The following is a 23,622-nucleotide window of genomic DNA, read 5'->3' on the forward strand; positions in this document are numbered from 1 at the left end:
ATATGAAAACAGCTCATCTCCGGGCGCTGCTCTTCAGCGTTCTGACCTGCTGCACGCCTTTTTCCGGGGCCAGTGAACCCGCTGAACTCACGTCGCACGATAAGGCATGGATCACCTCGCAGGAAAAGGCATTCAGCGCATTCAAAAATACCCTGGGTGAGCAGACAGTGACCCTGCCGGCCGCGCAGAACGATCTGATTAGCCGTCTGCAGGGCGAGATAGCCGCACAGCAGTCAGGGCAGGCTGAGCGCGGTACGTTTCCGGCCATTTACTTTGTAAGTCTCGGTATTCCCCGTGAGGGGCTGCTGCCCATGCTCCAGGATGCACGGCGTTTCAGTATCCCTGCGACGATCCGGGGGCTGCTGAATAACGACATGCGCCGGACGGCCGCGGCGATATTCGAACTCAGCAAAGAGGACAAGGCGGTCGGAGTACAGATTGATCCCACCCTGTACAGCGACTACCACATCGGGGTGGTCCCGGCGCTGGTTGTGACCTGCCCGGGACATTATGACGTGATCCGAGGCAGCCTGCCGCTGGAGGAGGCGCTGGAGAAAGTGGCCCGCAGTGGCGACTGCGCGGCGACGGCCAGGCAGATTCTGGCGGGAGGCAGTAAATGAAACATCTCGCGTTGATTGCACTGCTGTTACTCCCGGCACTCCCCGCTGCGGCTGATGACGGGTTTAATGCCGGGGCCAGCTTTGGCAAAAGCCAAAGCGGGGCAGGCACCGGTAGCCTCAACAATCCCGGAGCGGTAACGGGAGCCATTCCCGGCTATACACCGAATCCGCCAGAAAAAGGGTATTACAACGGCGTCACGGGGGGCGACGGCGGGCTGGCCAACAAAGGCCAGGCTGCACTTTCGGGCAATGATGCGGCGCAGTCGGTTATCAGTTCCGGAAATACCAATCCGGTACCGGCTATCGATCCGAACGCGCCGTTTATCACCATCGGTAAAAATGCGGAAGCCAGTGCTGACGGGGTGCTTAACGGAACGGCACAACAGTGCAATGAAGTGACAGTATCGAAAACCACTTTTCAGAACTACAACTGCAGCGCGGATGTGGCGGTATCTAAAAGCTGTACCCGTGATACACAAATAGACGGCCATTATGAGGAGCGGGTGTCGTCTAAAACGATCGTGATCCCGCCAGAAACACTGAAATTTAAAAAAATAGATAACAAGACACTTCAGTTCAGTCTGCCACTGAATGAACCCGGCGCAACGATGCTGGAAGGGTCTGTCACCACCTCCCAGAAAAACAACAAAGGGAATCCATTTTACAGCTCGACCATGAATTTTTATGGGGTATCGAAGAAGCTGAAGGATGTCGACAACACCTTTGACATTAATGTCGCCCAGCAGACTGTCCCGGCTGATGGCCTGCTTCGGGGAACCCTCACCAACAGCGTGCCTGAATACATCGATATGATGATGGGAACCATTATGTCGGAGAAGTACCCGACTAACAGCGGCCTTGCAAAAATCACCGTCACAATAACTGTTGTGACGACCATCAAAGTCTGGGTTGCGTCAACGTCCACGCCGTCTGTCTGCCCGGCAAGCCCTGGCGGAACAATAACCGGCTCGGTCTGCTCCATTCCCGGCGGTGACCGGCAGGTTGTGGTTGACGGCCAGACCCAGACCGTTCACAGCGACTGCTGGCAGTATACCGATACCTACCTGGTCAGTGAGAACACTACCGGCACCTGCGCCTCCCTGATGAGCAATGCATCCTGCACGAAAGCCGGCGAAACGTGCTCTGAGTTTGTGGACGGGATTTGTTCGCATAAAGACTACACCTACCAGTGCCAGACCACGTACCAGTCGGGTGGCCTGGTGTGTGGCGGGGATTATATCTGTAAGTCAGGCGCCTGTGATGACACCAACGGGGCAGGAAGCAACGGTTTTGATACTGCCGTGGCGAAGCTGGCCGGCCTGGCCTCTGCCGCTGAGGATGTGCGTGACGAGAACAGCACGATTAACGTCAGGGCCTTTACCGGCAGGGCAATGAGCTGCCGGAAGGCGTTCGCCGGCTTCTCCAACTGCTGCAAGGACTCAGGATGGGGCCAGGACGCAGGCCTGTCGGCGTGTAACAGTGATGAAATGGCAATCGGAAAAGCGAAGGCCAAAAAAATCACCGTCAGTGTCGGGGAGCGCTGCGATCATCAGGTTCTCGGTGCCTGTATCCAGAAAAGTCAGGTGTACTGTGTCTTTGACGGAAAACTGGCACGCATTATTCAGGAGCAGGGCCGCCGCGATCAGCTGGGCGTGCGTTTCGGCAGCGGTGACAACCCGGACTGCCGGGGCATTACGGTACCGGAGCTGCAGTCCATTAATTTTGACCTGATTAACTTCTCCGATTTTTATGAAGACCTGATGAACAATCAGCGCGTGCCGGATACCAGCGCGCAGGTGCAGCAGATCAAGGACCGCATTGCCGCCCAGGTCAATCAGCAGGGAGGAGGGAAATGAAACATCTTCTGAGCATCCTGTTTATCGCCCTTATCAGCAGGCCGGTCATGGCTGAGGAAATCATCACCCCAGCCAAACCCTTCACGGGCTGGTTCTGGTACAACGAACCGAAAGATCCCCCGTCGCGGCCTGAAAAACCCCGGCCGCCTGCACCGCAGACCCTGCCTGACCTGAGTAAACTGTCCGCACAGGAGCAGGCAAAGGTGCTGCGGGGTTACACAATGGAGGCGCTTAACCGCGCCATCCTGTATCCCACCCGGGAGAACACGGCAACGTTTCTGCGCTGGCAGAAATTCTGGACCGACCGGGCCTCCATGTTCAGCCAGTCCTTTGCGGCCGCGCAGCTGAGTCACCCGGAGCTGGATTACAACCTGGAATATCCGCACTACAACAGCATGGCCCCCTTTGTGCAGACCCGGGATCAGCAGAAGCAGCAGGATGCGGTCACGAAGCTGTCCCGCCAGTATGGCCTGTTCTATTTCTACCGGGGCAGCGACCCGATCGATGTGCAGATGGCCGGCGTGGTGGCCAGCTTTGCGAAAACGAACGGGATATCACTCATCCCGGTATCGGTGGACGGACAGGTGGCCGCGACGCTGCCGCAAAGTCGCCCGGATACCGGGCAGTCCCGTGCGATGAACATCACCCATTTCCCGGCCCTGTTCCTCGTGGATCCGGCCAGCAAAAACTACCGGGCACTGTCCTGGGGCTTTATGACCCAGGACGATTTGTCGAAGCGATTCCTCAACGTGGCCACTGGCTTTAAACCCAATTCCTGAGAGCCTTTCATGTCAAATTCACTTTTCATCCTCAACCGCGATGCGTCTGGTCTGCATAAAAAGGAGCACCATGATGAACGTTAGTTTTTTTGCCGGCCTCATATTCTGGGGCATGATGGCGCTCGTACTGAGCGAGCTGATGACACTGTCCGTCACGATGACACAGACCGGCCTGATCTGGTTGAGTTATGCGCTGTGGGCCGCCGCAGCCGGGATGGTGGTTCAGGGCGGTATTCGCACCTTCAGGGCACAGCGGGCAAAGCATGATGGGGTATCCGGCCATGAAATGTAGAACCCTGATGGCACTTCTGATGGTACTGCCGGTGCTGGCACATGCCGGGGTGCGGGAAGAACTGATGGCCCTTGAAGCGGAAAAAGCAGTACAGACGGTTGCTCTTCCTCCTGCTGCCAGCCCGGTTGTGCCGCCCCCAAGTCTGATGCAGCTGCCGGATGGCAGGCAGGCCAACATGAAGGACTACGCGGTGGTGCTCTTTATGCAGGCCCACTGCCAGTACAGCGCGAAGTTTGACCCGCAGCTGAAAGAATGGGCCGATGAGCACAATATCCGGGTTTACCCGTACACTTTGGACGGCGGCGGGGATGTGTCCTGGCCGCACCCGCTGGTACCGCGTAAAACAGACCCGGCGTCACCTATTGCTGACGAGATTGTCACCTTCTTTGGTAACGGTCTGCCGATCGCCACGCCAACGGCCTTTGTGGTGAACGTCAATACCCTGCAGGCGTACCCGCTGACGCAGGGAGTGATGGACATGCCGGCGCTGGAGAGCCGCATGGCCAGCCTGGTCCAGGCCGATATGGATAACCTCGATCCCCGCATGTTGCCGCCGATGCCCGCAAGCTCCCAGCTCACGCCTCAGTAATACAACCGGACTACAAAATGACTACAAATTCGTATGCGTTATCGCGTACCGAGCGCGTGTGGCTGTTTTTCAGCGTGACGATGCTCGTGTCCGCGTCATTCTATGGTTTTCTCGCCGCACGGCTCCTGCGTGCCCTGTCCCGGACGGACCTGATCATGGTTCTTCAGGACCTGCCGGTCCTGCTGTTCATCTCGCTGAGCGCCGGATTTATGCTCGCCACCGCAGGACATTATGCCCTGCGTCTTGCACTGAAAGACAAGCCTGCAAAGGAGGCCCGGTATGGTTAAGTCATGGCTGACGGCCGCCGCGATTTTTGTGACAGGGCTGGCCGCGCTGCCGGCACAGGCTGATGTGAACGGCGATCTGAACGGCTTTTTCGGCAGTCTGGGCTACAGCGGCAACGTCTCTCAGGCACAGGCATGGCAGGGACAGGCGGCCGGGTATTTCTCCGGCGGTTCAGTCTACCTGCGTAACCCCGTTAAAAACGTTCAGCTTATCTCCATGCAGCTGCCATCCCTCAACGCCGGCTGCGGCGGTATCGATGCCTATCTGGGGTCATTCAGCATGATCAGCGGGGAAGAGATCCAGCGCTTTGTGAAACAAATCATGAGCAACGCGGCCGGGTATGCCTTCGATCTGGGGCTGCAGACGATGGTGCCGGAGCTGAAGCAGGCGAAGGACTTCCTGCAGAAACTCGCCAGCGACGTGAACTCCTCGAACATGAGTTCCTGTCAGGCGGCCCAGGGCATCATCGGCGGTCTCTGGCCGGTGACCCAGGTTTCCCAGCAAAAAATCTGTCAGGACATTGCGGGCGAAACGAATATGTTCTCCGACTGGGCGGCTTCCCGTCAGGGCTGCACCGTAGGGGGGCAGGGCAACAACGTGACAGCCCGCGCCAGTGACGCGCAGAAGGATCAGGTTCTGAAGAATAAAAACCTCATCTGGGACACGCTCAGCAAAAACGGACTGCTGAGCGGCGATCGTGCCCTGAAAGAACTGGTCATGAGTACGGTCGGGTCCATCATTTTCAACAACACCGGGGGTGTCACTATTCTGACGCCCTTAGTGGACAACCGGGACCTCATCAAGGTGCTGATGCGCGGGGGAACGGCGAAAGTCTATGGCTGTGATGAGACGACATTATGCCTTGCACCTTCTGTGACCAACCTGACGATTAATGAATCCAGTGGCCTGGTGACCCTGGTGAAAAACCTGATGCTCTCTATGCAATTCAAACTGCAGTATGACACCGCGCTCAGCGATCAGGAGAAAGGGTTTGTGAACACCACATCGGTGCCGGTCCTGAAATACCTGACCAATGCCCAGAGCATGGGCATGAGCGCGACGTATCTGCTGCAGGTGTCCGATTTCATCGCCCAGGACCTGATGATCCAGTATCTCCAGGAGCTGGTTAAGCAGGCGAGCCTGTCGCTGGCCGGCAAGAACTTTCCGGAAGAAGCTGCCGCCCGGCTGCGGGATAACGTGGTCCACGCCCAGGGTCTGCTGGCCGACATGAAGCTGCAGTCAGCCGCCGACCAGAATGCGCTCGATGGCATTGACCGCAACATGCAGTACCTGCAACAGCAGGTATCCACAATCGTTTCTGGCTCGTATCAGAGCAACTACCGCTGGGGTGATCGCTGATGCTTGAGATTTACACAATCTATGGCGGGGGAATGTGGAAAACGGCGCTCGATGCCGTCGTCACCCTGATCGGGACGAACACGTTCAGTACCCTGATGCGTATGGTCGGCACCTTTGCGGTGCTGGCGGTACTGCTGACCTTTATAAAACAACGTAACCCGATGGTGTTTGTGCAGTGGCTGGCCATTTTTATGCTGATCAACACCATCCTGCTGGCACCCAAACGCTCCGTGCAGGTGATTGATATCTCAGACCCGGCCGCGGTCTGGAAAACGGATAATGTACCGGTGGGTCTGGCCGCGATCGCCTCCCTGACCACAAGTGTGGGATTCAAAATGTCCTCCGTGTACGACACCCTGATGGCGCGGCCTGATTCCATCACCTACAGCAAGACGGGAATGCTGTTCGGCTCGCAGATCGTGGCGGAAACCAGCGACTTCACCACGCAAAATCCGGAGCTGGCACAGATGCTGCCGGACTACGTGGAAAACTGCGTGATTGGCGACATCCTGCTCAATCAGAAATACACCGTGAATCAGCTGCTCAATTCCTCCGATCCGATGGGGCTTATCACCAGTAGCCCAAGCCCGCTGCGGGGCATCTTTCACACCACGCCTTTTTCACGCGAGTTTATGACCTGCCGGGACGCTGCGTTGCAGATCAGCGCGTTAGCCAATATGGAAGCCAACCCCGGCAGTGCCACGTTCAGCATGCTGGTACGTAAAATCTTTGGCACGAAAATGAATGGCACCACCCTGCTGGCGAATGCGATGGGAGAAAGCTACGGCTACTTCTACGCGGGCGGCATGAGTGCCGCGCAAATCATGAAGAACAATATTACCAACAGCGCGGTACGCCAGGGGATAAAAGGGTTTGCAGCCCGCTCGTCAGACACGGCTAACCTGTTAAATCTGGCAAGCGAGAATGCGGCAACGAAACAGCGGCTAAGCTGGGCTTCCGGTAATGTTCTGGCCACCCGAACGCTGCCCTTTGCGCAGTCACTGCTGATGCTGATCCTGGTGTGCCTGTTCCCGCTCATGATTGCCCTGGCTGCGGCCAACCACAGTCTGTTTGGCCTGAACACCCTGAAGCTGTATGCGGGCGGATTTATTTACTTCCAGATGTGGCCGGTCATGTTCGCCATTCTGAACTATGCCGCGAATTACTGGCTGCAGTCGAAAACAGGGGGAACCGCGCTGGTTCTGGCCAACAAAGACGTGGTGGCGCTGCAGCATTCGGATGTGGCGAACCTGGCCGGTTATCTTGCGCTGTCCATCCCGATCCTGGCGTTCTACCTGACCAAAGGCGCCTCGGCCATCGGCTCACAGGTGGCGGGAAGCGTGCTCAGTTCGGCAGCATTTGGCTCGGCCGGTGTGGCGGCGACCGCATCGGATGGCAACTGGTCGTTTAACAATATGTCGATGGATAACGTGAGCCAGAACAAGATGGACACTAACCTGATGCAGCGTCAGGGACAGCAGACGTGGCAGGCGGATAATGGCTCCACCCAGACCATGACGTCCGGTGGCCATACGGTCATTGACGGTTCCGGCGCGATGTCGAATCTGCCGGTGAACATGAAGCTCAGCCAGCTGGCCAGCAGCGGGTTCCAGGAATCCGCACGCCAGTCAGATGTGCAGGCTAAAACTGCACTGGATGGTTACAACCACAGCGTCACCAGTGGCTGGTCACAGCTCTCCCAGCTGTCCAGGCAGACCGGTACCAGCGACAGCCTGACCCGGGGCAGTGAAAACAGCCAGACCACCAACGCGACGCGCGGTGCCAGCATGATGATGTCTGCGGCGGAAAATTATGCGAAAGCCAATAATATTTCCACCCAGGAAGCCTATAACCAGCTGATGTCCAAATCGGTTGAAGGCAGCGTTAATGCCGGTGCGAGCGTGAAATTTAATACAGGCGATCAGGCGCTAGGCAAAATTGGCAAATGGGCAACGGGCGTGACGCTTGAGGGACATGGTGGAGCCGAGGTTAAGGGTGCCAGCGGAAGCTCTCACGGCACCCAAGAAACCCATTCCGATACTCAGGATATGCGTCACGACAGAAACAGCCAGGCGGTTAATGACTTCCGCCAGGGTATGGATATGGTGACCAGCAGCCGGGTGACGGATGGTTCAAACCATAGCGAGAATGCCGCGACCAGCAATGTGCAGCAGTTTGCCTCGACCCTGAATGATGCCCAGAGCCAGTACCATCAGTACACCACCAGTTCCACGCAAAGTAACGAGTTCAGCCGTATGGCCACGCTGGCCCAGAACCAGAGCGCCAGCCTCGATACTAATTACACCCAGGAGTTTGTGGACTGGGCTGCAGGTAAATACGGTGATAAGGCACAGGGCATGCTTACCAGCGCGCCTTCTGCCCGGGAAGCTGCTATGGAGTTTGTGAACGAACGACTCAAACCCGAAATTATGGGGAATTATCAGCAGGGGCGCTCTGACCTGAGCAGTGGAGCGGAACATGCTGCCTTCAGTGGTGAGCACATCGTTCGCCGGGATGCGGGTCGCGATAACTCACCGGGGAACAGCAGTCAGGGACAGCAGCCGGTGTCAAACGGTACGTATCAGGCAGGGTCCCTGCCGGCAGGTAGTACCCGCAGCGGGGGTGAAGCAACTGAATATCCGGTTACAGGGCAGCAGCCCTCGTCTGTCACGTCGCAATCCGGCAGCGGTATGGAGCCGTATCAGGCCTCAATGACCGGCCACACCGGCGGCGGAATGCAGACCGGAACCCGTGACGGCTCGGGTAATCAGTATGGGCATTCCGAACAGCTGCATGAACAACGACCGGTAAATGCCCAGTATGTTGAAAATCCGCAGGGTAGCGGCAGACAGAGCCTGTCTTCTGAGCGCGCCGGGATAAGCCCCGGGCAGAGAGGTTCAGACAGCCTGAGCGTGCAGGATGAACCACAGGGCATGGCAAGCAATACGTTGCCAGGCGCATCGCGGTTCAGTCCGGACAGTCCTCAGTACCGGACCGGACAGGATGATACTCAGCAGGGTCAGTCCGGCTACCCGGGCACAGGAGACGGACGGAGCAACATGTACCCGAATGGCCAGCAGACAACATCTTATGAGCGTACCGATATGCCGTCCGGGCAAAGAACCAGTTCCGGCCTGAATGCCGGAACCTCCTCGCAGGAAATGGTTCCCGGCTTGCCCGGTAATGGCATGCACAGCGCTGCCCGGAACACGCATGAAAGCCAGCAGACCCAGCCTGGCTCGTTTGGCACTCAGCAGAGACAAGCTGCCGGCCAGGGTACGGAAAACGGTTGGGAACATGCAGACCGTGGCGGATCGCAGCCAGTGACTGAAATTCACTCCGGACAACGCTCTTCTGGGCTGAATGTGGGGAGTTCGCCACAGGATACGGTTCCGGGGCAGTCCGGAAGCGGCATGCTGACTACAAACCGGAACACGCACGAAAGCCAGCAGAACCCGGGTGAATCATACAGCGGTCAGCAATACCCCGCTGGCCACCATAAAGCTGACAGCAGCCGGGGTGATACAGAACTGAACGGGCGGCAAACAATGGTGCCGGGAAATACCGGGCAAAGAGAGTCGTCGAGCGTGGACAATGCCGTACAGGATACGGTTCACGGACCGTCTGGTACCGGCATGCAGACGGCGACCCGGAACACAGCTGACAGCCAGTTGCACACGTCTACACAGCAAACCGGTCAGGATAATGCAGAGACTAACGGAAAACTGCTCACGTCAGATGGCCATCCTGGCACATCTTCATCGCAGCTGGTTCCAGGCACCGGGAATAACCTGCATCAGGCGGAAGGTACAGCGAATACCCTTTCCGGTCACGGGCAGACCCGGCATGTTGCGGGTCGGGGTGATAATGTTGGCCATAGCCAGGAAGGTGTGGAGACACATCAGGTCGTTTCCCGCGAAACATCAGCTGTGCAACCAGACGGCAGCGTACAAAGCATGATGCATGAATCACATGATGCTGCACGCGATCAACACCCTGCCGGGAAGCACGGCGTAAATTCTGAAGAAACGAGTGGTCAGCAGCAAACGGTCGCACAGCATAACGGTCAGCAGGCTCAGCCGGGCGTTACCGGGCAAACTGCCGGTCGTGAAGATTCCCATCTTCACCATGCAGAACTGGTAACAGGGCAGCAGGAAAAAGTGGAGCCAGCTTCACGCCATACAACGGAGCCAGTGAAGATGAACCTGCCTGACGGGCGCATAACTGCCGAAGGTATGCAAAAGTCGCTTGCTGAAAACCAGGCGAAGCTCGCAGAGCGGTCGGGCTTAGGTTTTGCGCCTCAAAATGAAATTCAGCGTCGTATCGCAGAACAAAGATCTGCTAATGAGCAGAATATCAACGAATCTGCTGGGGAAATTGGCAAAAATCGATCCACTGTTCAGGCATCCAGTGATATATTTAAAGATGAGATGGAAAACATTAAATCCCAGTTTCATGAAGGTAAGAAGATAGAGGAACTGAAACAGAAAGCAATGCCATTCCTTGAGCGTGATGAAATTGAGATGCATAAAGAGAACCTTGAAGAATTAAGGAAAAGGTGGGGTTAAATGCTAACTTTCAACGATGTTAATCGTGATTTTAAAGCAATATTAGATGGGGTTGCAGATGCGAATCGACCAGTACCATCAACATTGGATGCATTGAAAGTAGCGTCAGTTATCCCACTGATAGGAGTCATTTTCTCGACTATAACCTTTTGGGCTGTTTGCGCTAACCTAAGTAAACAAGGGATGTCCGTTAACTTATTAGTTGATGGTATTATTTCAGGTGACGCAATACCCATTTATATGTCAGTAGTGATTGGCCTCGCACAAATGATAATAGTTCTTCCATATGTAAGCCTTTATCATTCAATTCCTGTTGAGGTTAGAAATAGTACCGCTTTGATCGCTACTTTCAAAAAAGGACTCGCTAAGGGTGTTTTTATCTATGTAATTCTCTTACTGGCCTTAAGTTTGGCGTGCTTTAAAAATGAGATATTTCTCTTCTCAATTCCTATAATTATGTTTTTAGCAACATTCGTTGCTAGCCTGATCGTAAATCTACAAGTTACTAAATACGGTGTTGGCGCTCTAATTGATAAGCTAAAAAAAATCCTCAATTAAGTAAATCTGCATCCATTCAGTAAATAAAAACCCGCCCTCATCCTACCGAGCGCGGGTTTTTTAATCCGTCAAGTGTAAATTTCCTTACAAATCAGCCGATAACATTCTGGTTAGTGCGAAAGCACTAACCGGGATGTTTTACTATACACAGGATGAATTCATGAAATTAAAACAATTAGCCGTCGTAGGCCTGGTCGCTTCAACTCTGGCGCTTTCTGGTTGCGGTGCCATGTCCACCGCCGTGAAGAAACGTAATCTCGATGTCAAAACCCAGATGAGTGAAACTATCTGGCTGGAGCCGTCATCCGAGAAGACCGTTTATCTGCAGATCCGTAATACTTCCGATAAGGACATGTCAGGCCTGCAGGCGCAGATTACCAGCGAACTGACCGCGAAAGGCTACCGGGTTTCCAGCTCACCGGACAGCGCCTACTACTGGATCCAGGCCAACGTGCTGAAAGCCGAGAAAATGGACCTGCGTGAATCACAGGGCTTCCTGAAAACCGGTTATGAAGGTGCCGCAATGGGAGCCGCTCTGGGAGCGGGTATCACCGCCTATAATTCGACCTCAGCCGGGGCGACCCTGGGTGTGGGGCTGGCCAGTGGCCTGATTGGTATGGCTGCGGATGCGATGGTGGAAGACGTCAACTACACGATGGTGACCGATCTGCAGATTTCCGAGCGCAGCAAGGCAACCGTCACCACTGACAGCGTGGCGGCCCTGAAGCAGGGAAGTTCTGCTGTTAAAGTGCAGACCAGTACCGAACAGGGCAACCGTGCCAAATACCAGACCCGCGTGGTCTCGAATGCGAATAAGGTGAACCTCAAATTCGAAGAGGCTAAACCCGTACTGGAAGCGCAGCTTGCCAAGTCCATCGTGGGCATTATGTAATACCTGACGGCTGTGGCACCTGCCACGGCCCGCTCTCTTTAGCCTGGCTCCCCGTTAAGGGTCAGGTGCGTCAGTGCTTTCTTTTCTTCCCGTGATATTCCGCTTCCTCACATAGCTGCGTCAGGCGCAGCCATGTCTGCGGCGAGCGTTGGGATCGCTTTCTTCCTCTTCCACTCTGTCACATTGCCGTTCAGGCGATGCGATGACTGCCGGACAATTTCTATGAGCTTCGCTGGTAAAAACCTCACCCAGGGCGGGCAGATGACTGCCTACCGCTGGCGCATGTTCCTTCAGGTGAATAACTGGATCGGTTTCTGGATTTTCATTCTGTTTGCCGCGCTTACCTCCGCCATTTTTTTCTGGCGTATCCCCCAGGAAACCCTCAATAACGGCTCGCTGTGGTGGTTCGCCTGGATGAACAGCAGTTTTATCGATCTGATGCCGGCAACGGGTACTCCAACAATCTACGACGTTCATTACTGGTATGCCCCGACCGCGACGGCAATGGTGCTCAATATGACCCTGCCGCAGATTTACAGCGATCCATATATGCAGGTGATGGGCGACCAGTGCCTGCGGGAGCTGGAGTGGGCCGCCGGGGCCAGTGGCATCTTCAGCATGGTGGTGTTCGCGGCGGTGACCTGGTTTATCGCTGATATCGGTCGTAAGGAGAGCGAGGACGAATACATTTCCGGCATGCAGTTGACCGACAGGCCGGCAGAGGTGAACACCCTGCTGCGTAAAAATGGCGAGCTGTCCGATCTGCGTGTGGGCGACCTGCACATGGTCAGGATGGCGGAGGTGCTGAACTTTCTGATGCACGGCACCATCGGGGTGGGTAAATCGACCCTCATTCGCTGGCTTCTTGATTACATTCGCAAACGCGGTGACCGGGCCATCATCTACGATTCCGGCTGTACCTTCACTGAAACTCATTACAACCCGTCCACCGATTTCATTCTGAATGCCCATGACGAGCGTTGTGCCAACTGGCACATGTGGGGCGAGTGTGTTGATGCGGTTGACTACGACAACCTGGCCGCCAGCCTCATCCCGGTGGAAGGTGAGTCGGACCCGTTCTGGGTCTCCAGCTCGCGCACCATCTTTGCTGACCTGGCGATCCGCATGTCAGCCGATCCCCAGCGCAGTATTGAAAAATTCCTCAAAACCCTGCTGTCACTCAGCATGAAAAGCCTCCGTGACTATCTGGCCAACACTCCGTCGGCCAACCTGGTCGAGGAGAAAATTGAGAAAACGGCCATCTCCATTCGCTCAGTGGTGACCAACTACGCCAAAGCCCTTCGCTATCTGCAGGGGCTGGACGACGGGACTAAACCGCCTTTCACCATCCGGGAATGGATGACGCAGGATCGCTATGACAGCAGCTGGCTCTTTATTTCCACCCAGGCCCGCCATCGTAAAAGCGTGCGGCCGCTGATCTCGCTGTGGGTATCTCTGGCCACGCTGATGCTGCAGAGCATGGGAGAAAACAGCGATCGCCGCGTGTGGTTCATTATTGACGAGGCGCCGAGCCTGCAGCGTATTCCTGAGCTGGCCGAGACGCTGGCGGAGGCGCGTAAGTTCGGCGGCTGCTTCGTGCTGGGCATGCAGAACATGGCGCAGCTGGTTCATGTCTACGGTCGCGAGCTGGCCAAAAGCATCTTTGACCTGATGAACACCCGTATGTACGGGCGTTCCCCGAGTGCGGAGATGGCCAAAGTGGTTGAAGAGGAGCTGGGTAACCAGCGCAGGCGGAAGATCCGCGAGCAGAACAGCTATGGTCTGGACCAGGTGCGTGACGGCGTGTCGCTCGGTAAGGACGAGGTGAACGACCCCGTGGTTGACTACGAGCAGATCATGCGCCTGCCTAACCTCAGCTTTTACGTCCGTCTTCCTGGCGAGTATCCGGTTGTCCGCCTGAAGCTGAAGTACCGCGCCCTGAAAAAACGCCACGCCGGGCTGATGGAGCGCAATATTCGCGACGCGCTGAGTCCGGAGCTGGAGAAGGTCATTCAGGAGAATGAACGGGCGGCAACGGCTGCGGGGCTGACGTTCCCGACCGGGGATGAAGTGCTGGAGAAGGGGACTGAGACCACTCCGGCTGCCGGCAGTGCTGCCCCGATATCGTCTGCCGGCGCGCCTGCAGAGTTAACACCGCGCGAGGAAAAACCGGTAACTGAACCTGCGGCAGGGAAGAAACCAGCCCGTGCAAAGCCGGTTATACGCAACCTGCGACCGGTGACGGTGCCCGTCATTTCCGAAGTGCAGACAACCATCGAAGAATCTGAGCCTGACAACCACAGAGTGGTGACAGCACCTGTCACCTCGTCCGGGGAAAGTAACGTTATTTCCCTTCTTCACGGGCGGAACTCTTCTGCCGGTACGGCTCCGGAAGCCCCCGTGACTGATGAATCTGCGCCGTCCATGTCCTCAGAACCCGAAGTTGCTGAAACACCTGCAGAGCAGGCGACGCTACCTGCTGCAGTGCAACGCCTTCGCAACCTCACTACCGCTCCAGAGCAGCCGGCCACCTCCGTACTCAGCATTCTGCAAAAAGCGCGTCAGCGTCCGGCACCGTCAGAAAGTAACTCCGGGACCGGGGACAACAACGGCGGCGAGTCGATGAATCTTGAGATGAAGGTGACTGCGCTGCCCGACGGTGGCCTGAGCCTGACGACAGCCGGTAAGCCGGTCACACCGGCAAATCCGGACGAAGCACACCGGACGAACCGTCGTCTGGCGCAGGAAGAAGAGAACATTTTACTGCACCGTGACGCGGGTGACCCGGGTTACGACGAGAACGATCAACACTATTACGACAGGGAACCTGAACTATGATGTCAGTCGCCCCCGTGGCTTCGGCAGGCTCGGCCGCCGGCTACTACAGCAATTCCGATAACTACTATTTTCTGGGCAATCTACAGAGTCTCTGGCTGGGTGAAGGCGCAAAAGAGCTGGGCCTCGAGGGCAATGTCCGGGGCGGTGATCTGACCGCTGTGCTCGAAGGCCGTCTGCCGGACGGTTCGCGCCTGGGCAGAGAAATTAATGGCAACCATGTGCACCGTCCCGGCCATGATCTGACGTTTTCGGCACCCAAAAGCGTCTCGATTCTGGGCCTGATTGGCGGAGACAAGGAGATGGTGGAGGCGCATAACCATGCCGTGCAGGTGGCGGCAGGCTATGTGGAAAAGCTTATCTCCGCGCGAGCCACAAAGGACGGTATCACCTCCATTGTGCATACCGGCAAAATGGTGGCGGCTGCCTTTACCCACGACACCTCGCGCAATCTCGATCCGCAGCTGCACACTCACCTTCTCATCGCCAACATGACTGAGCATGACGGTAAATGGAAGGCGCTGGCCACGGACTACATTCACAACGCCGGTTTTATCGAAACGGTCATGAAGATGCAGGTCACGCTCGGCAAAATCTACCGGGGTGCCCTGCGCCAGCGCGTGGAGGCCCTTGGCCACGAGGTGGAGGAAGTAGGCAAGCACGGCATGTGGGAGATTAAAGGCGTACCGGAGGCGGTGCGGGAGGAGTTTTCCTCCCGGGGCCGGGAAATCGAGGGGGCTATCGGGGCAGAGGCCACGCTGCGCAGTCGCGACGTGGCCGCGAAGGATACCCGCCAGGCGAAAGTCGACCCGTCCCGCCTGCGTCTGATGGAGCGCTGGCTCGGCCAGATGAAGGAAAAAGGGTTCGATCTGAAAGCGTATCAGGAGAGCGTGGTCCCGCGTGAGTCCGGGCTTCGCGATGCGCCCCCGCAGCCAGACCGGGCTACACCGGTTCCTGCCAGCCGTGCAGAACCCGGGGCGGTGACGCGTTCCGCACCGGAAGAAAAAACGGGAAAAAGCCCGGAATCACCGGAGGTGCCGGCGGAGCGGGACGACACGGCACGCCAGCCCGGATCACACCCGGCTGACACCCTGCGTCAGCCCTCCCTGAAGGAACCTGAAAAAACACTGGTACCCAGCGCGGCCTCACCGGCGCGGGATCTCCATGCAGACATACCTCAGCCTGAACTTGCGGAGTCGGTACGACTGGCCATCTCGCAGTTAAGTGACGCCAGAACCCGGTTTACCTTCGGTGAGCTGATGCTGACCACCGCTGAACTGAGCGAACAGCTGCCGGAGATCAAGGATATCCGTGTGGCTATCGATGCAGCCCTGAAGGACGGCATGATTGTGCCCCTGGACAGCGAAAAGGGGGTCTTCACCTCCCGCATTCACCTTCTGGATGAACTCTCCATTCAGGCCCTGAGCCAGGAACACCTCAAATCCACCAAAGTTGTCAGCTTTACCCGGCCGGCACAGTATGCGCCGCCTGCACTGGCGGTGGCGGAGACGGATCCCCTGGTCCTGATGAATGCCCCTTCAGGCGTGGCCGGGATCCGCGACCTGACCGTGCAGCTGACCGATATTTCTGCTGCAAACGGTCGCGACGTTCAGGTGCTGGCCAGCTCTGCCGAGCGCGCCATCTCGCTGGCCAGGTCTGACACGCTGCGTGACCGGCTGCTCAGTCGGCAGCATATTCTGAGCGGGGATTTTCACCTCAAACCCCAGAGCACGCTGATTATTGAGGGAGCCGAGCGTCTGGGACTCAAGGAGACGCTGGTCCTGCTGGGTGAGGCACGCGCGCAGGATGCGCAGCTGGTCTTTCTCGACAGCGCCGGACGCCAGGCGAACGGCAATGCCATGTCGGTGCTGGAGTCAGCAGGCGTGGCCCGGTCCCGCCGGACCGAACCTGCACCAGGGCTGGAAGCAGAAGTGATCAGTATTGCCAACAAGCGCGACCGCTATGAAGCGCTGGCCAACCGCTTTGCGGAGCTGAGTGGGGGCAGTGAAAACGTCACCGCGGTGGTGGTCGGTAAACGGGAGCAGGCGCAGCTGACCGGCCTCGTACGCGACGCACTACAGAATGCCGGCCAGCTGGGACGTGACGGAGCGGAGATTGAAGCCCGGCAACCGGTCTGGCTCGACAATAAAACCCGCCGTATGCCCGGCTCGTACAGGCCTGGCATGGTCCTTGAGGATCGCCGGGATTCAAGAACGCGCAAATCCTACGTGATTGACCGGGTGCATGAAGATACGCGCGTCCTGTCCCTTATCGATGGCGACGGGGTGCTGACCCGGATGAAAATCGGGGAGGTCAGCGCCGACTGGCGGCTGTTCAGCAGTGAAACCCTGAATGTGGCCACCGGTGAAAAACTGCTGGCTGTGGCGGGTGATCGCGAACACAGCCTGAAGGCAAAAGATCGCCTGGAGGTGACCGCCATTACCGATAAGGGTATTGAGGTGAAGCGCGGAGAAGATACCCTGACGCTGCCGAAAGACCAGCCGCTGTATGTGACGCACGCTTATGTCAGCGCCCCGGGCGGACGGGATAACGACACGGGTGTGGTACTGGCGGCGCTGAACACCCGTGATATTTCCACCCAGACCATGAACTCGCTGGCACAAAGTGGCCATCGAGCGGAGGTGTTCACTGCAGAAGTGCAGGACCGGGCTGAAGCCCGTCTGCAGCGCATGAAAACAAACGCCTCACCCGTACAGCTTGTCCGCAGCCTCAGCGGCAGAGAGGATGTCAGCGAGGCGGTGGGAAGCCTGCATGATGCCGTACGCACCGATGCCGGTCTGGCGGTCTGGCGTGCGGTGAATGACCAGCGCAATGTGGTCTTCAGCGAACTGAAGCTGGCGGAGGCGGCCAGTGAATATCATCCTGATCTTGTTGCCGTGGGCAATGAAATCGCAGGAATGGTGAAGGGCGGGGAGCTGCTGCGGGTGTCCGTGCGGGGTGAGCCTCAGCTGATAGCCCGGGCCACCTGGGAGATGGAAAAAGCCATTCTGCGCACGGTGGAGGCGGGCAAAAACACGCAGCAGCCGCTGCTCGATAACGTCCCGCAGGCGGTGCTGAACGGACTGACCAGCGGACAGAAGCAGTCGACAACGCTGGTTCTTGGTAGTACCGACCAGTTCACAGGTATCCAGGGCTATGCTGGGGTGGGAAAAACCACGCAGATTAAGGCCGTGGTTGCCGCACTCGATACGCTGCCGGCAGATGCGAGACCACAGCTGACCGGCCTTGCGCCGACGCACCAGGCCGTAAAGGAAATGAGCGACGTTGGCGTACGCGCTCAGACCATCAAATCCTTTATTGTGGAGCACGACCAGGCGAAGGCCGCGGGCGAAAAGCCGGACTACCAGGGCCAGGTGTTCCTGATCGATGAGTCCTCGATGGCCGGGAACCAGGACACCGCCGCGCTGTTTCAGGCCATTGCAGCTGGCGGCGGTCGCGCGGTCTCGATGGGGGATACAGACCAGTTTGAGGCTGTTGATTCCGGGGCACCGTTTAAGCTGATGCAGGAGCGCAGTCCGATGGACGTGGTCATCATGAAGGAAATTGTCCGCCAGAAAGACGTGCAGCTGCGCGGTGCGGTGCACGACATTATCGACAACCGCATCGGCGCCGCCCTGAAGCGTATTGAAGCCCAGCCGGCTGACCGTATCGCCCGCGAAGCCGGTGCCAGTGTGCCACAAAGCGCATTCGAGGAGACGGGTAGCCCGGTAAACGACATCGTCAGCGACTGGACAGGCCGCACGCCGGATGCCCGGGCGCGTACGCTCATCATTACCCAGCTGAACGCCGACCGTAATGCCGTCAATGCCGGTATTCATGACCAGCTGGTTAAACGCGGGGAGCTGGGCAGGGAAGCCGTCACGGTACCGGTACTCGATAAAATTTCGCACACCCGCCATGAGTTCAATAAAACCGCCGCCTGGGACGCGAACCTGGTGGTGAAACGCGGCGATCGCTACCAGGACGTGCTGGCCGTTGACCGCAACGGCAACACGGTCACGGTGCGGGACGAGGAAGGAAAAATTGGCCTGTATTCGCCAAAAGAGCTTATCACTGGCGACGTGCAGCTGTTCCGGCGCAGTCAGATAGAGGTGCGCTCAGGCGACCAGCTGCGCTTCACGCTCACGGACCGCGAACATGGCCAGACGGGTAATCAGCGTTTTACGGTGGATGCGGTCAGCCAGACGGGCGATATCCGGCTCAGGGACGAGAGGGGAACAGTTACCATCAATCCTGGCAATGTCCGGGCGCAGCAGCACATTGACTATGCCTGGGCCGTGACCGGTTACGGCGCGCAGGGCGCGAGCACAGACTACGTCATTTCGCTTGAGGGTACCGAGGGGGGCCGCAAAATGCTGGCCAGCAAGCGGGCCTTCTACATATCCGCCTCGCGTGCAAAGGAGCATGTGCAGATTTACACCGACGGCAAGGCTGACTGGACAAAAGCAGTCGCAGCGCCGGAACGGGATATCAAAACAGCGCACGATGCGCTGGCCCCGGAAACGCAGCGCCAGCAGGCAAAAGCCATCTGGGCAATGGGGCAGCCCGTTACGAAAACCGCGATTGGTCGTGCCTGGGTGAGACATCAGGAAATGGGCGAGGCCTCACTGACGGCGAAGGTTATACCGGCAACCCGTCGTTTTCCGGAGCCGGCGCTGGCGTTACCTGTGTATGACAACAACGGCAAAAGCGCGGGCCTGGCGCTGGTCTCTCTGGTATCCAGCCCGGAGGGCAGGCTGACGCAGGGCGACGTACGCATGGTGATGACGGAGAGGGCACGCGGCGCGGTCCTGCAGCGAAGCCAGTCCGGTAATACGGTCGTGGTAAACGATCTGGCGGCTGCGCTGGATGCCGTCAGAACGCATCCGAAGGATGGAGTGGTGTGGCAGACCGGGCAGGAGCCGCCTTCAGCAAACCTGATGAAGGTCAGCGGGGGAGTACGTGAGGATGAAGGACTGCGGCTGAACCTGAGTACCCTGACCGCTCAGGATGAACTCCAGCGTCAGAGCGAACTGAAGCTGGCAGAGCAGGCCCGCGAACAGGACGCTGTGCGTCAGCAGCAGAGCGACGTCCGCGCCATTGTACTGCCGGCAGAAGAGGCCGTGAAACTGCGCCCGGAAGAACTGAATCCGGAAAAACCGGCACAGCTGATACCCGACAGCAATGTTCTGGCCAGTGTGCGTGAGCGTGATCAGGCGGACGGGCGCGAAATGCAACTGGCAGACAGTGTGCGTAAGGACATCGCGGTACCGGATAAATCTGCCGGTGAAGAGAGCCGGGCCTCCCGCGTCGTTACGGATCTGGCCCGGGTTGAGCAGGATATGGTGCGCCAGGCCGCTGACAGCGGGCGTGGCCGTATGCCGGAAATCGAAGAGCAGACCCTCACGCGCACCATTCAGAAAGAACGTTAATCCGAACATTCAGGAGAGCACAGCATGAAACTGAATACCTTAACGTCATTTATAGTTACAACATACATTTGCTTTAATTCGGTTGCGCAGGCCTCAGCCCCTCAGCCAGTATTTACCCCGGCGCAGGAAGCCAGGATCGGGGAAATTGCCGCGGAATACCTGGTGTCACACCCGGAGGTCCTGGTCGCTGTCAGCCAGAAGCTGCAGGCGCAGCAGGAGGCGCGACAGCAGCTGCAGTTTGCCGTCAGGGTCATGGATAACCAGGTGGCCCTGCTGAACGACACGAATACGCCGGCCTTCGGGCCGGAAAACGCAAAGGTGGCCGTCATCGAGTTCTTCGATTATCAGTGCGTTCACTGCAGCTCGGTGGCACCGGAACTTGAGAAGGTGATGAAGACGCATCCGGACGTGCGCTACATCTTTAAGGAGTGGCCAATTTTTGCCGATCGCTGGGAAAACTCACGGACGGCCGCCGAACGCGGACTGTCAGTCTGGAAACAGAAAGGGGCAGAGGCGTATGTCACGTATCACAACGCGATTTATGCTACCGGAAAAAATGAAGGCAACCTGACGAAAGAGGACATCGATCGGGCCGCTGCAAAAGCCGGCTGGCGTGACTCCGGCAAAGAGAGTTTTACATCAGCGCTTGAGAAAAATGACGAACTGGCCAAAGCGCTGAGTCTGACCGGCACCCCGGGCATCATTATCATGCCAGTAACGGGTGCCACACCGAAAAATATCACGGTGATCCCTGGAGCGGTTCCTGCAGAAAGGCTGGAAGGAGCTATCAAAAAAGCGTCATTATAGCGGTGCTTGCCAGCCGGAAGTGGCCTGCATATGAGAACCACTTCAGTTTTTTCCCTATATTCTCTCCATTCCTACTGAATGGCCTCATGGTGTGGATATTTCGACGGGCTCCGGAACGTAGGGCCAGGCAGACCGAACAGGTTCCATGGTCGCTTATCGCTTAAAGCCGGCACCTGCCAGTACCGGGATTAGGCACTACTGACATCGTGATGCTAATTAACAGGGAGGTCAGCTCTTATAGACCTGCGCCTCAGCCCGGGTGGCAAACAAAGCAACTCGTTGAGCTTATTTGCCTTTTTTTCTCTCGTAAACAGGTCAGAGTATGTTAAGGATCCAACGAGGTTCATCGATCATAAGAGATTTATCTATTTCTATGGCATTAATGCGGGCATTGTACGTCCGGATAAGCCTTGCGAGGCCTTCTCGGATCTTATCGCCGTCATAAATAGCAATCTCTTCAATGTTGTTGCCTATAAAAGTTTCAGCAGCCTGGACGGAAATCTGCTCAGACATTCCGACGTTATCAGCCATCTGGCGGGCAGCAATGACCTTACTTTCAAGGGTCAGGATGACCGGCCTGTAACCTGCACGTTTGTTTTCAACACAACGTGATATTAACTTTTCCATAGGCGCTGTGGTTACGTGGAATGCAGTTGTGCCCACCTGAAAATCACCTTCACGATCCGTGTGCAGATCAGCCGCATTGGCCCTGTCACTGCCAATTTTAACATCAGGAAAACGTAACTGAAGTTTGGCACCAATAAGATGCTGGAGGACCACACCGGTGGGTTTGTCAGAACGTTCAGCCGCAGCTTTAAGAATATCGTTTACCACTGAGGAGACAGGCTTGTTGTAATCCAGGTCGACGGTTATTCTCTGTTTGTCAAAATAGTCCAGGCGAACACATTGTGTGAAGAACGCTTCAAGCTGGTTTGCAACCAGTGCTACGTCGACAGGCTCATTTTCATTAACCTGAGTACTGTTCAGCACATCCCGAAACGCTGCAGCAAGGAAGATGGTTCCCCTGGATGTACGTCCCCCTTCACGAGTAAAAATGCGGGTTTCGCCATGTTGTTCCAGAATTTTCGATATGGTGGAGCCGCTGAGCCCCCGCACCTGGCTTTTCCCCTCACTGTACAGTCGTTCGTCAGTAATGGGCATGCCATCAGCCATCATACGTGAAACAATCAGCCCTGCATTCATGACGTTGGTATTTATCGAACCGTTCCTGACTCGCTCACCCTCGTACCAGGATTTTGCCGCTGCAAGGTATGCTTCGCTGTAACTCAACTTATTCATTCACTTTTATTACCTGTGATTTTTTTGCCGCCTCCAGGTGCGGAAGGATCATGTGCCGGGCCACCCAGCCAACAACAGGAACCGCAACGGCATCCCCGAAACCATACTGGATCTGGGAGTCACGCAAGTTTTCCAGCGTGTACCAGCCAGCTCCCATCAGTCGTGCATACTCAAGCCCTGTCATCCACCGGATTTTTAGCGCACCCTGACCCATGATCACAACAGCCTGTTTGGAAGAGCCGCCTCGCGCTGTGCGCAAACATCCGGAAATATCTTCTGCCCTCATTTCCCATACGGGAATGCCATTGCGCGTCCGGCGATAGGCTGTACGGGCAGTTGTACTGTCCAGAGCAACAAAGTGGTCTAATCTTTCACGCTGAACCGCTGTCATCGATTCTTTAAAAAGGGCGATTTTGTCAGCATTCCACCACCGGGGATCGCTGTCGGGTATAGTCTCAATTTCCAGTGTAAAGCCCTGACTGAGCAGATCGGGGGCTTTAGGTAAAGGCATCATAAAGGTGCGTACTTCAGGGTCTTTATGTAACCATGAGAGCCAGTCCGGCCTCAGGCACGTATCATGTTCGCCGCCATCAATCGGATTTTTTGCTCCTATAAGGAATAGCCGGGGCCGGGACTGTGGCACAAAACGTCGGGCGTCCAGGGTGATTGCATCGACTGCATAACCCAGCGTATTAAACTCTTTAACCGCAGCCCGCAAATCTTCCCGGTTATGAGAGGAGGCAAGACCCGTGACATTTTCAAGAACAATCACTTCAGGTCTGCGTTCATTCATGCCGGCAAGCAGATCAGTAAAACCAAAGAAAGCGGATGATTCCCGACCGCCCCGAAGACCTACACGTTTACCTGCCAGGCTGAGGTCTGTGCAGGGCGAGGAGGCCCAGGCTACATCTGCGGCTGGCAGATCTTCACTTTTCAGAGTATGAATGTCAGCCAACAAAAGCTGGTGAGATTTCCAGTGACCTTCATACATCGATTTTTTGTTCAGGTCATAGTCGTTAGACCAGACTGTCTGAATACCTGCCTGTTCCATTCCAGCTCTCGCCAGGCCGATACCCGCAAAGAATTCCAGCGCGGTCCATCCGGAATCGCCCTTAATCGGTATTATGTTCACTCAATATCTCCCGTTTTCATATGTGTATCATCCCACAAAGTGACCAGTCAGGCACTTACTCCCGATGAATCGTCACTTTAAAATTGCTTATCGTCTGTATAGTGGCCATCAACCCTCATAATATGTCCAGGCTGTTTCACATTTCGCCAGCCCGTGTGCCAAATTCCGTCAACTGGCAATACCTGGTTAACTCAGCAAAAACGTGATATGGGTACATGTGGCAAACAGCCTGATAATTTCCAGTAATAGGTCCGGGGGCTACTTCTCCATCCAGGCAGAGGGTTGCGGGTAACACGCAGGAAGGGCACAGGCAACGGCG

15 protein-coding genes are annotated in these 23,622 nt (G+C 56.6%); 13 read left to right on the plus strand and 2 right to left on the minus strand.

The features are described 5' to 3' along the window. Window positions 1-2 precede the first annotated feature (2 nt). From trbC to ACOYA6_RS21325, 13 genes are all read left to right on the plus strand, one after another. On the plus strand, window positions 3-620 hold the full coding sequence (gene trbC / locus ACOYA6_RS21265) for a type-F conjugative transfer system pilin assembly protein TrbC (RefSeq protein ID WP_422655345.1): 618 nt from the start codon (window positions 3-5) through the stop codon (window positions 618-620). Continuing rightward, window positions 617-2,476 carry a type-F conjugative transfer system mating-pair stabilization protein TraN gene (gene traN, locus ACOYA6_RS21270; protein WP_422655346.1) on the plus strand — a complete coding sequence of 620 codons (1,860 nt, stop codon included), beginning with the start codon at window positions 617-619 and terminating at the stop codon, window positions 2,474-2,476. The genes trbC and traN overlap by 4 nt, the downstream gene beginning before the upstream one ends. Further along, entirely contained in the window at window positions 2,473-3,255 is a 783-nt protein-coding gene (traF, locus tag ACOYA6_RS21275; RefSeq protein ID WP_181726315.1) for a type-F conjugative transfer system pilin assembly protein TraF, read from the plus strand. The genes traN and traF overlap by 4 nt, the downstream gene beginning before the upstream one ends. Window positions 3,256-3,325: 70 nt before the next feature. Further along, window positions 3,326-3,547, plus strand: a complete 222-nt coding sequence (locus ACOYA6_RS21280; protein WP_258559865.1) for a hypothetical protein — start codon at window positions 3,326-3,328, stop codon at window positions 3,545-3,547. Beyond that, the gene (gene trbB / locus ACOYA6_RS21285) at window positions 3,537-4,136 is read left to right on the plus strand and encodes an F-type conjugal transfer protein TrbB (RefSeq protein ID WP_181726326.1); all 600 of its coding nucleotides are present in this window, start codon (window positions 3,537-3,539) and stop codon (window positions 4,134-4,136) included. Before ACOYA6_RS21280 ends, trbB begins: the two co-directional genes overlap by 11 nt. Before the next feature lie 17 nt (window positions 4,137-4,153). After that, window positions 4,154-4,423: a hypothetical protein gene (locus ACOYA6_RS21290; protein WP_181726316.1), complete on the plus strand. Its 270-nt coding sequence runs from the start codon at window positions 4,154-4,156 to the stop codon at window positions 4,421-4,423. Continuing rightward, window positions 4,416-5,780 carry a conjugal transfer pilus assembly protein TraH gene (traH, locus tag ACOYA6_RS21295; RefSeq protein WP_422655347.1) on the plus strand — a complete coding sequence of 455 codons (1,365 nt, stop codon included), beginning with the start codon at window positions 4,416-4,418 and terminating at the stop codon, window positions 5,778-5,780. The genes ACOYA6_RS21290 and traH overlap by 8 nt, the downstream gene beginning before the upstream one ends. Next, window positions 5,780-10,348, plus strand: coding sequence for a conjugal transfer mating-pair stabilization protein TraG (gene traG, locus ACOYA6_RS21300; protein ID WP_422655348.1), 4,569 nt, complete (start codon window positions 5,780-5,782; stop codon window positions 10,346-10,348). The genes traH and traG overlap by 1 nt, the downstream gene beginning before the upstream one ends. Beyond that, window positions 10,349-10,906: a hypothetical protein gene (locus tag ACOYA6_RS21305; protein WP_181726318.1), complete on the plus strand. Its 558-nt coding sequence runs from the start codon at window positions 10,349-10,351 to the stop codon at window positions 10,904-10,906. Window positions 10,907-11,066: 160 nt separating this feature from the next. After that, window positions 11,067-11,798 carry a conjugal transfer complement resistance protein TraT gene (gene traT / locus ACOYA6_RS21310; RefSeq protein ID WP_181726319.1) on the plus strand — a complete coding sequence of 244 codons (732 nt, stop codon included), beginning with the start codon at window positions 11,067-11,069 and terminating at the stop codon, window positions 11,796-11,798. Between the two features lie 222 nt (window positions 11,799-12,020). Next, complete coding sequence (gene traD / locus ACOYA6_RS21315) at window positions 12,021-14,636, plus strand: type IV conjugative transfer system coupling protein TraD (protein ID WP_422655349.1); 2,616 nt, start codon at window positions 12,021-12,023, stop codon at window positions 14,634-14,636. After that, entirely contained in the window at window positions 14,633-20,065 is a 5,433-nt protein-coding gene (gene traI / locus ACOYA6_RS21320; protein ID WP_422655350.1) for a conjugative transfer relaxase/helicase TraI, read from the plus strand. The genes traD and traI overlap by 4 nt, the downstream gene beginning before the upstream one ends. Window positions 20,066-20,089: 24 nt before the next feature. After that, complete coding sequence (locus ACOYA6_RS21325) at window positions 20,090-20,872, plus strand: DsbA family protein (protein ID WP_422655351.1); 783 nt, start codon at window positions 20,090-20,092, stop codon at window positions 20,870-20,872. Window positions 20,873-21,187: 315 nt separating this feature from the next. Here the strand turns inward: ACOYA6_RS21325 and ACOYA6_RS21330 are convergent, their stop codons facing one another. After that, entirely contained in the window at window positions 21,188-22,171 is a 984-nt protein-coding gene (locus tag ACOYA6_RS21330; protein ID WP_422655352.1) for a DUF4928 family protein, read from the minus strand. Next, complete coding sequence (locus ACOYA6_RS21335) at window positions 22,164-23,303, minus strand: DNA cytosine methyltransferase (RefSeq protein WP_422655353.1); 1,140 nt, start codon at window positions 23,301-23,303, stop codon at window positions 22,164-22,166. The genes ACOYA6_RS21330 and ACOYA6_RS21335 overlap by 8 nt, the downstream gene beginning before the upstream one ends. Window positions 23,304-23,622 lie beyond the last annotated feature (319 nt).

This window comes from Leclercia barmai, from assembly GCF_049312895.1.
Classification (GTDB): Bacteria; Pseudomonadota; Gammaproteobacteria; order Enterobacterales; family Enterobacteriaceae; genus Enterobacter; species Enterobacter barmai.

Coding starts and splice junctions, on each gene's coding strand:
- trbC (WP_422655345.1), top strand. CDS start 3: ATGAAAACAGCTCATCTCCGGGCGCTGCTCTTCAGCGTTCTGACCTGC.
- traN (WP_422655346.1), top strand. CDS start 617: ATGAAACATCTCGCGTTGATTGCACTGCTGTTACTCCCGGCACTCCCC.
- traF (WP_181726315.1), top strand. CDS start 2,473: ATGAAACATCTTCTGAGCATCCTGTTTATCGCCCTTATCAGCAGGCCG.
- ACOYA6_RS21280 (WP_258559865.1), top strand. CDS start 3,326: ATGATGAACGTTAGTTTTTTTGCCGGCCTCATATTCTGGGGCATGATG.
- trbB (WP_181726326.1), top strand. CDS start 3,537: ATGAAATGTAGAACCCTGATGGCACTTCTGATGGTACTGCCGGTGCTG.
- ACOYA6_RS21290 (WP_181726316.1), top strand. CDS start 4,154: ATGACTACAAATTCGTATGCGTTATCGCGTACCGAGCGCGTGTGGCTG.
- traH (WP_422655347.1), top strand. CDS start 4,416: ATGGTTAAGTCATGGCTGACGGCCGCCGCGATTTTTGTGACAGGGCTG.
- traG (WP_422655348.1), top strand. CDS start 5,780: ATGCTTGAGATTTACACAATCTATGGCGGGGGAATGTGGAAAACGGCG.
- ACOYA6_RS21305 (WP_181726318.1), top strand. CDS start 10,349: ATGCTAACTTTCAACGATGTTAATCGTGATTTTAAAGCAATATTAGAT.
- traT (WP_181726319.1), top strand. CDS start 11,067: ATGAAATTAAAACAATTAGCCGTCGTAGGCCTGGTCGCTTCAACTCTG.
- traD (WP_422655349.1), top strand. CDS start 12,021: ATGAGCTTCGCTGGTAAAAACCTCACCCAGGGCGGGCAGATGACTGCC.
- traI (WP_422655350.1), top strand. CDS start 14,633: ATGATGTCAGTCGCCCCCGTGGCTTCGGCAGGCTCGGCCGCCGGCTAC.
- ACOYA6_RS21325 (WP_422655351.1), top strand. CDS start 20,090: ATGAAACTGAATACCTTAACGTCATTTATAGTTACAACATACATTTGC.
- ACOYA6_RS21330 (WP_422655352.1), bottom strand. CDS start 22,171: ATGAATAAGTTGAGTTACAGCGAAGCATACCTTGCAGCGGCAAAATCC.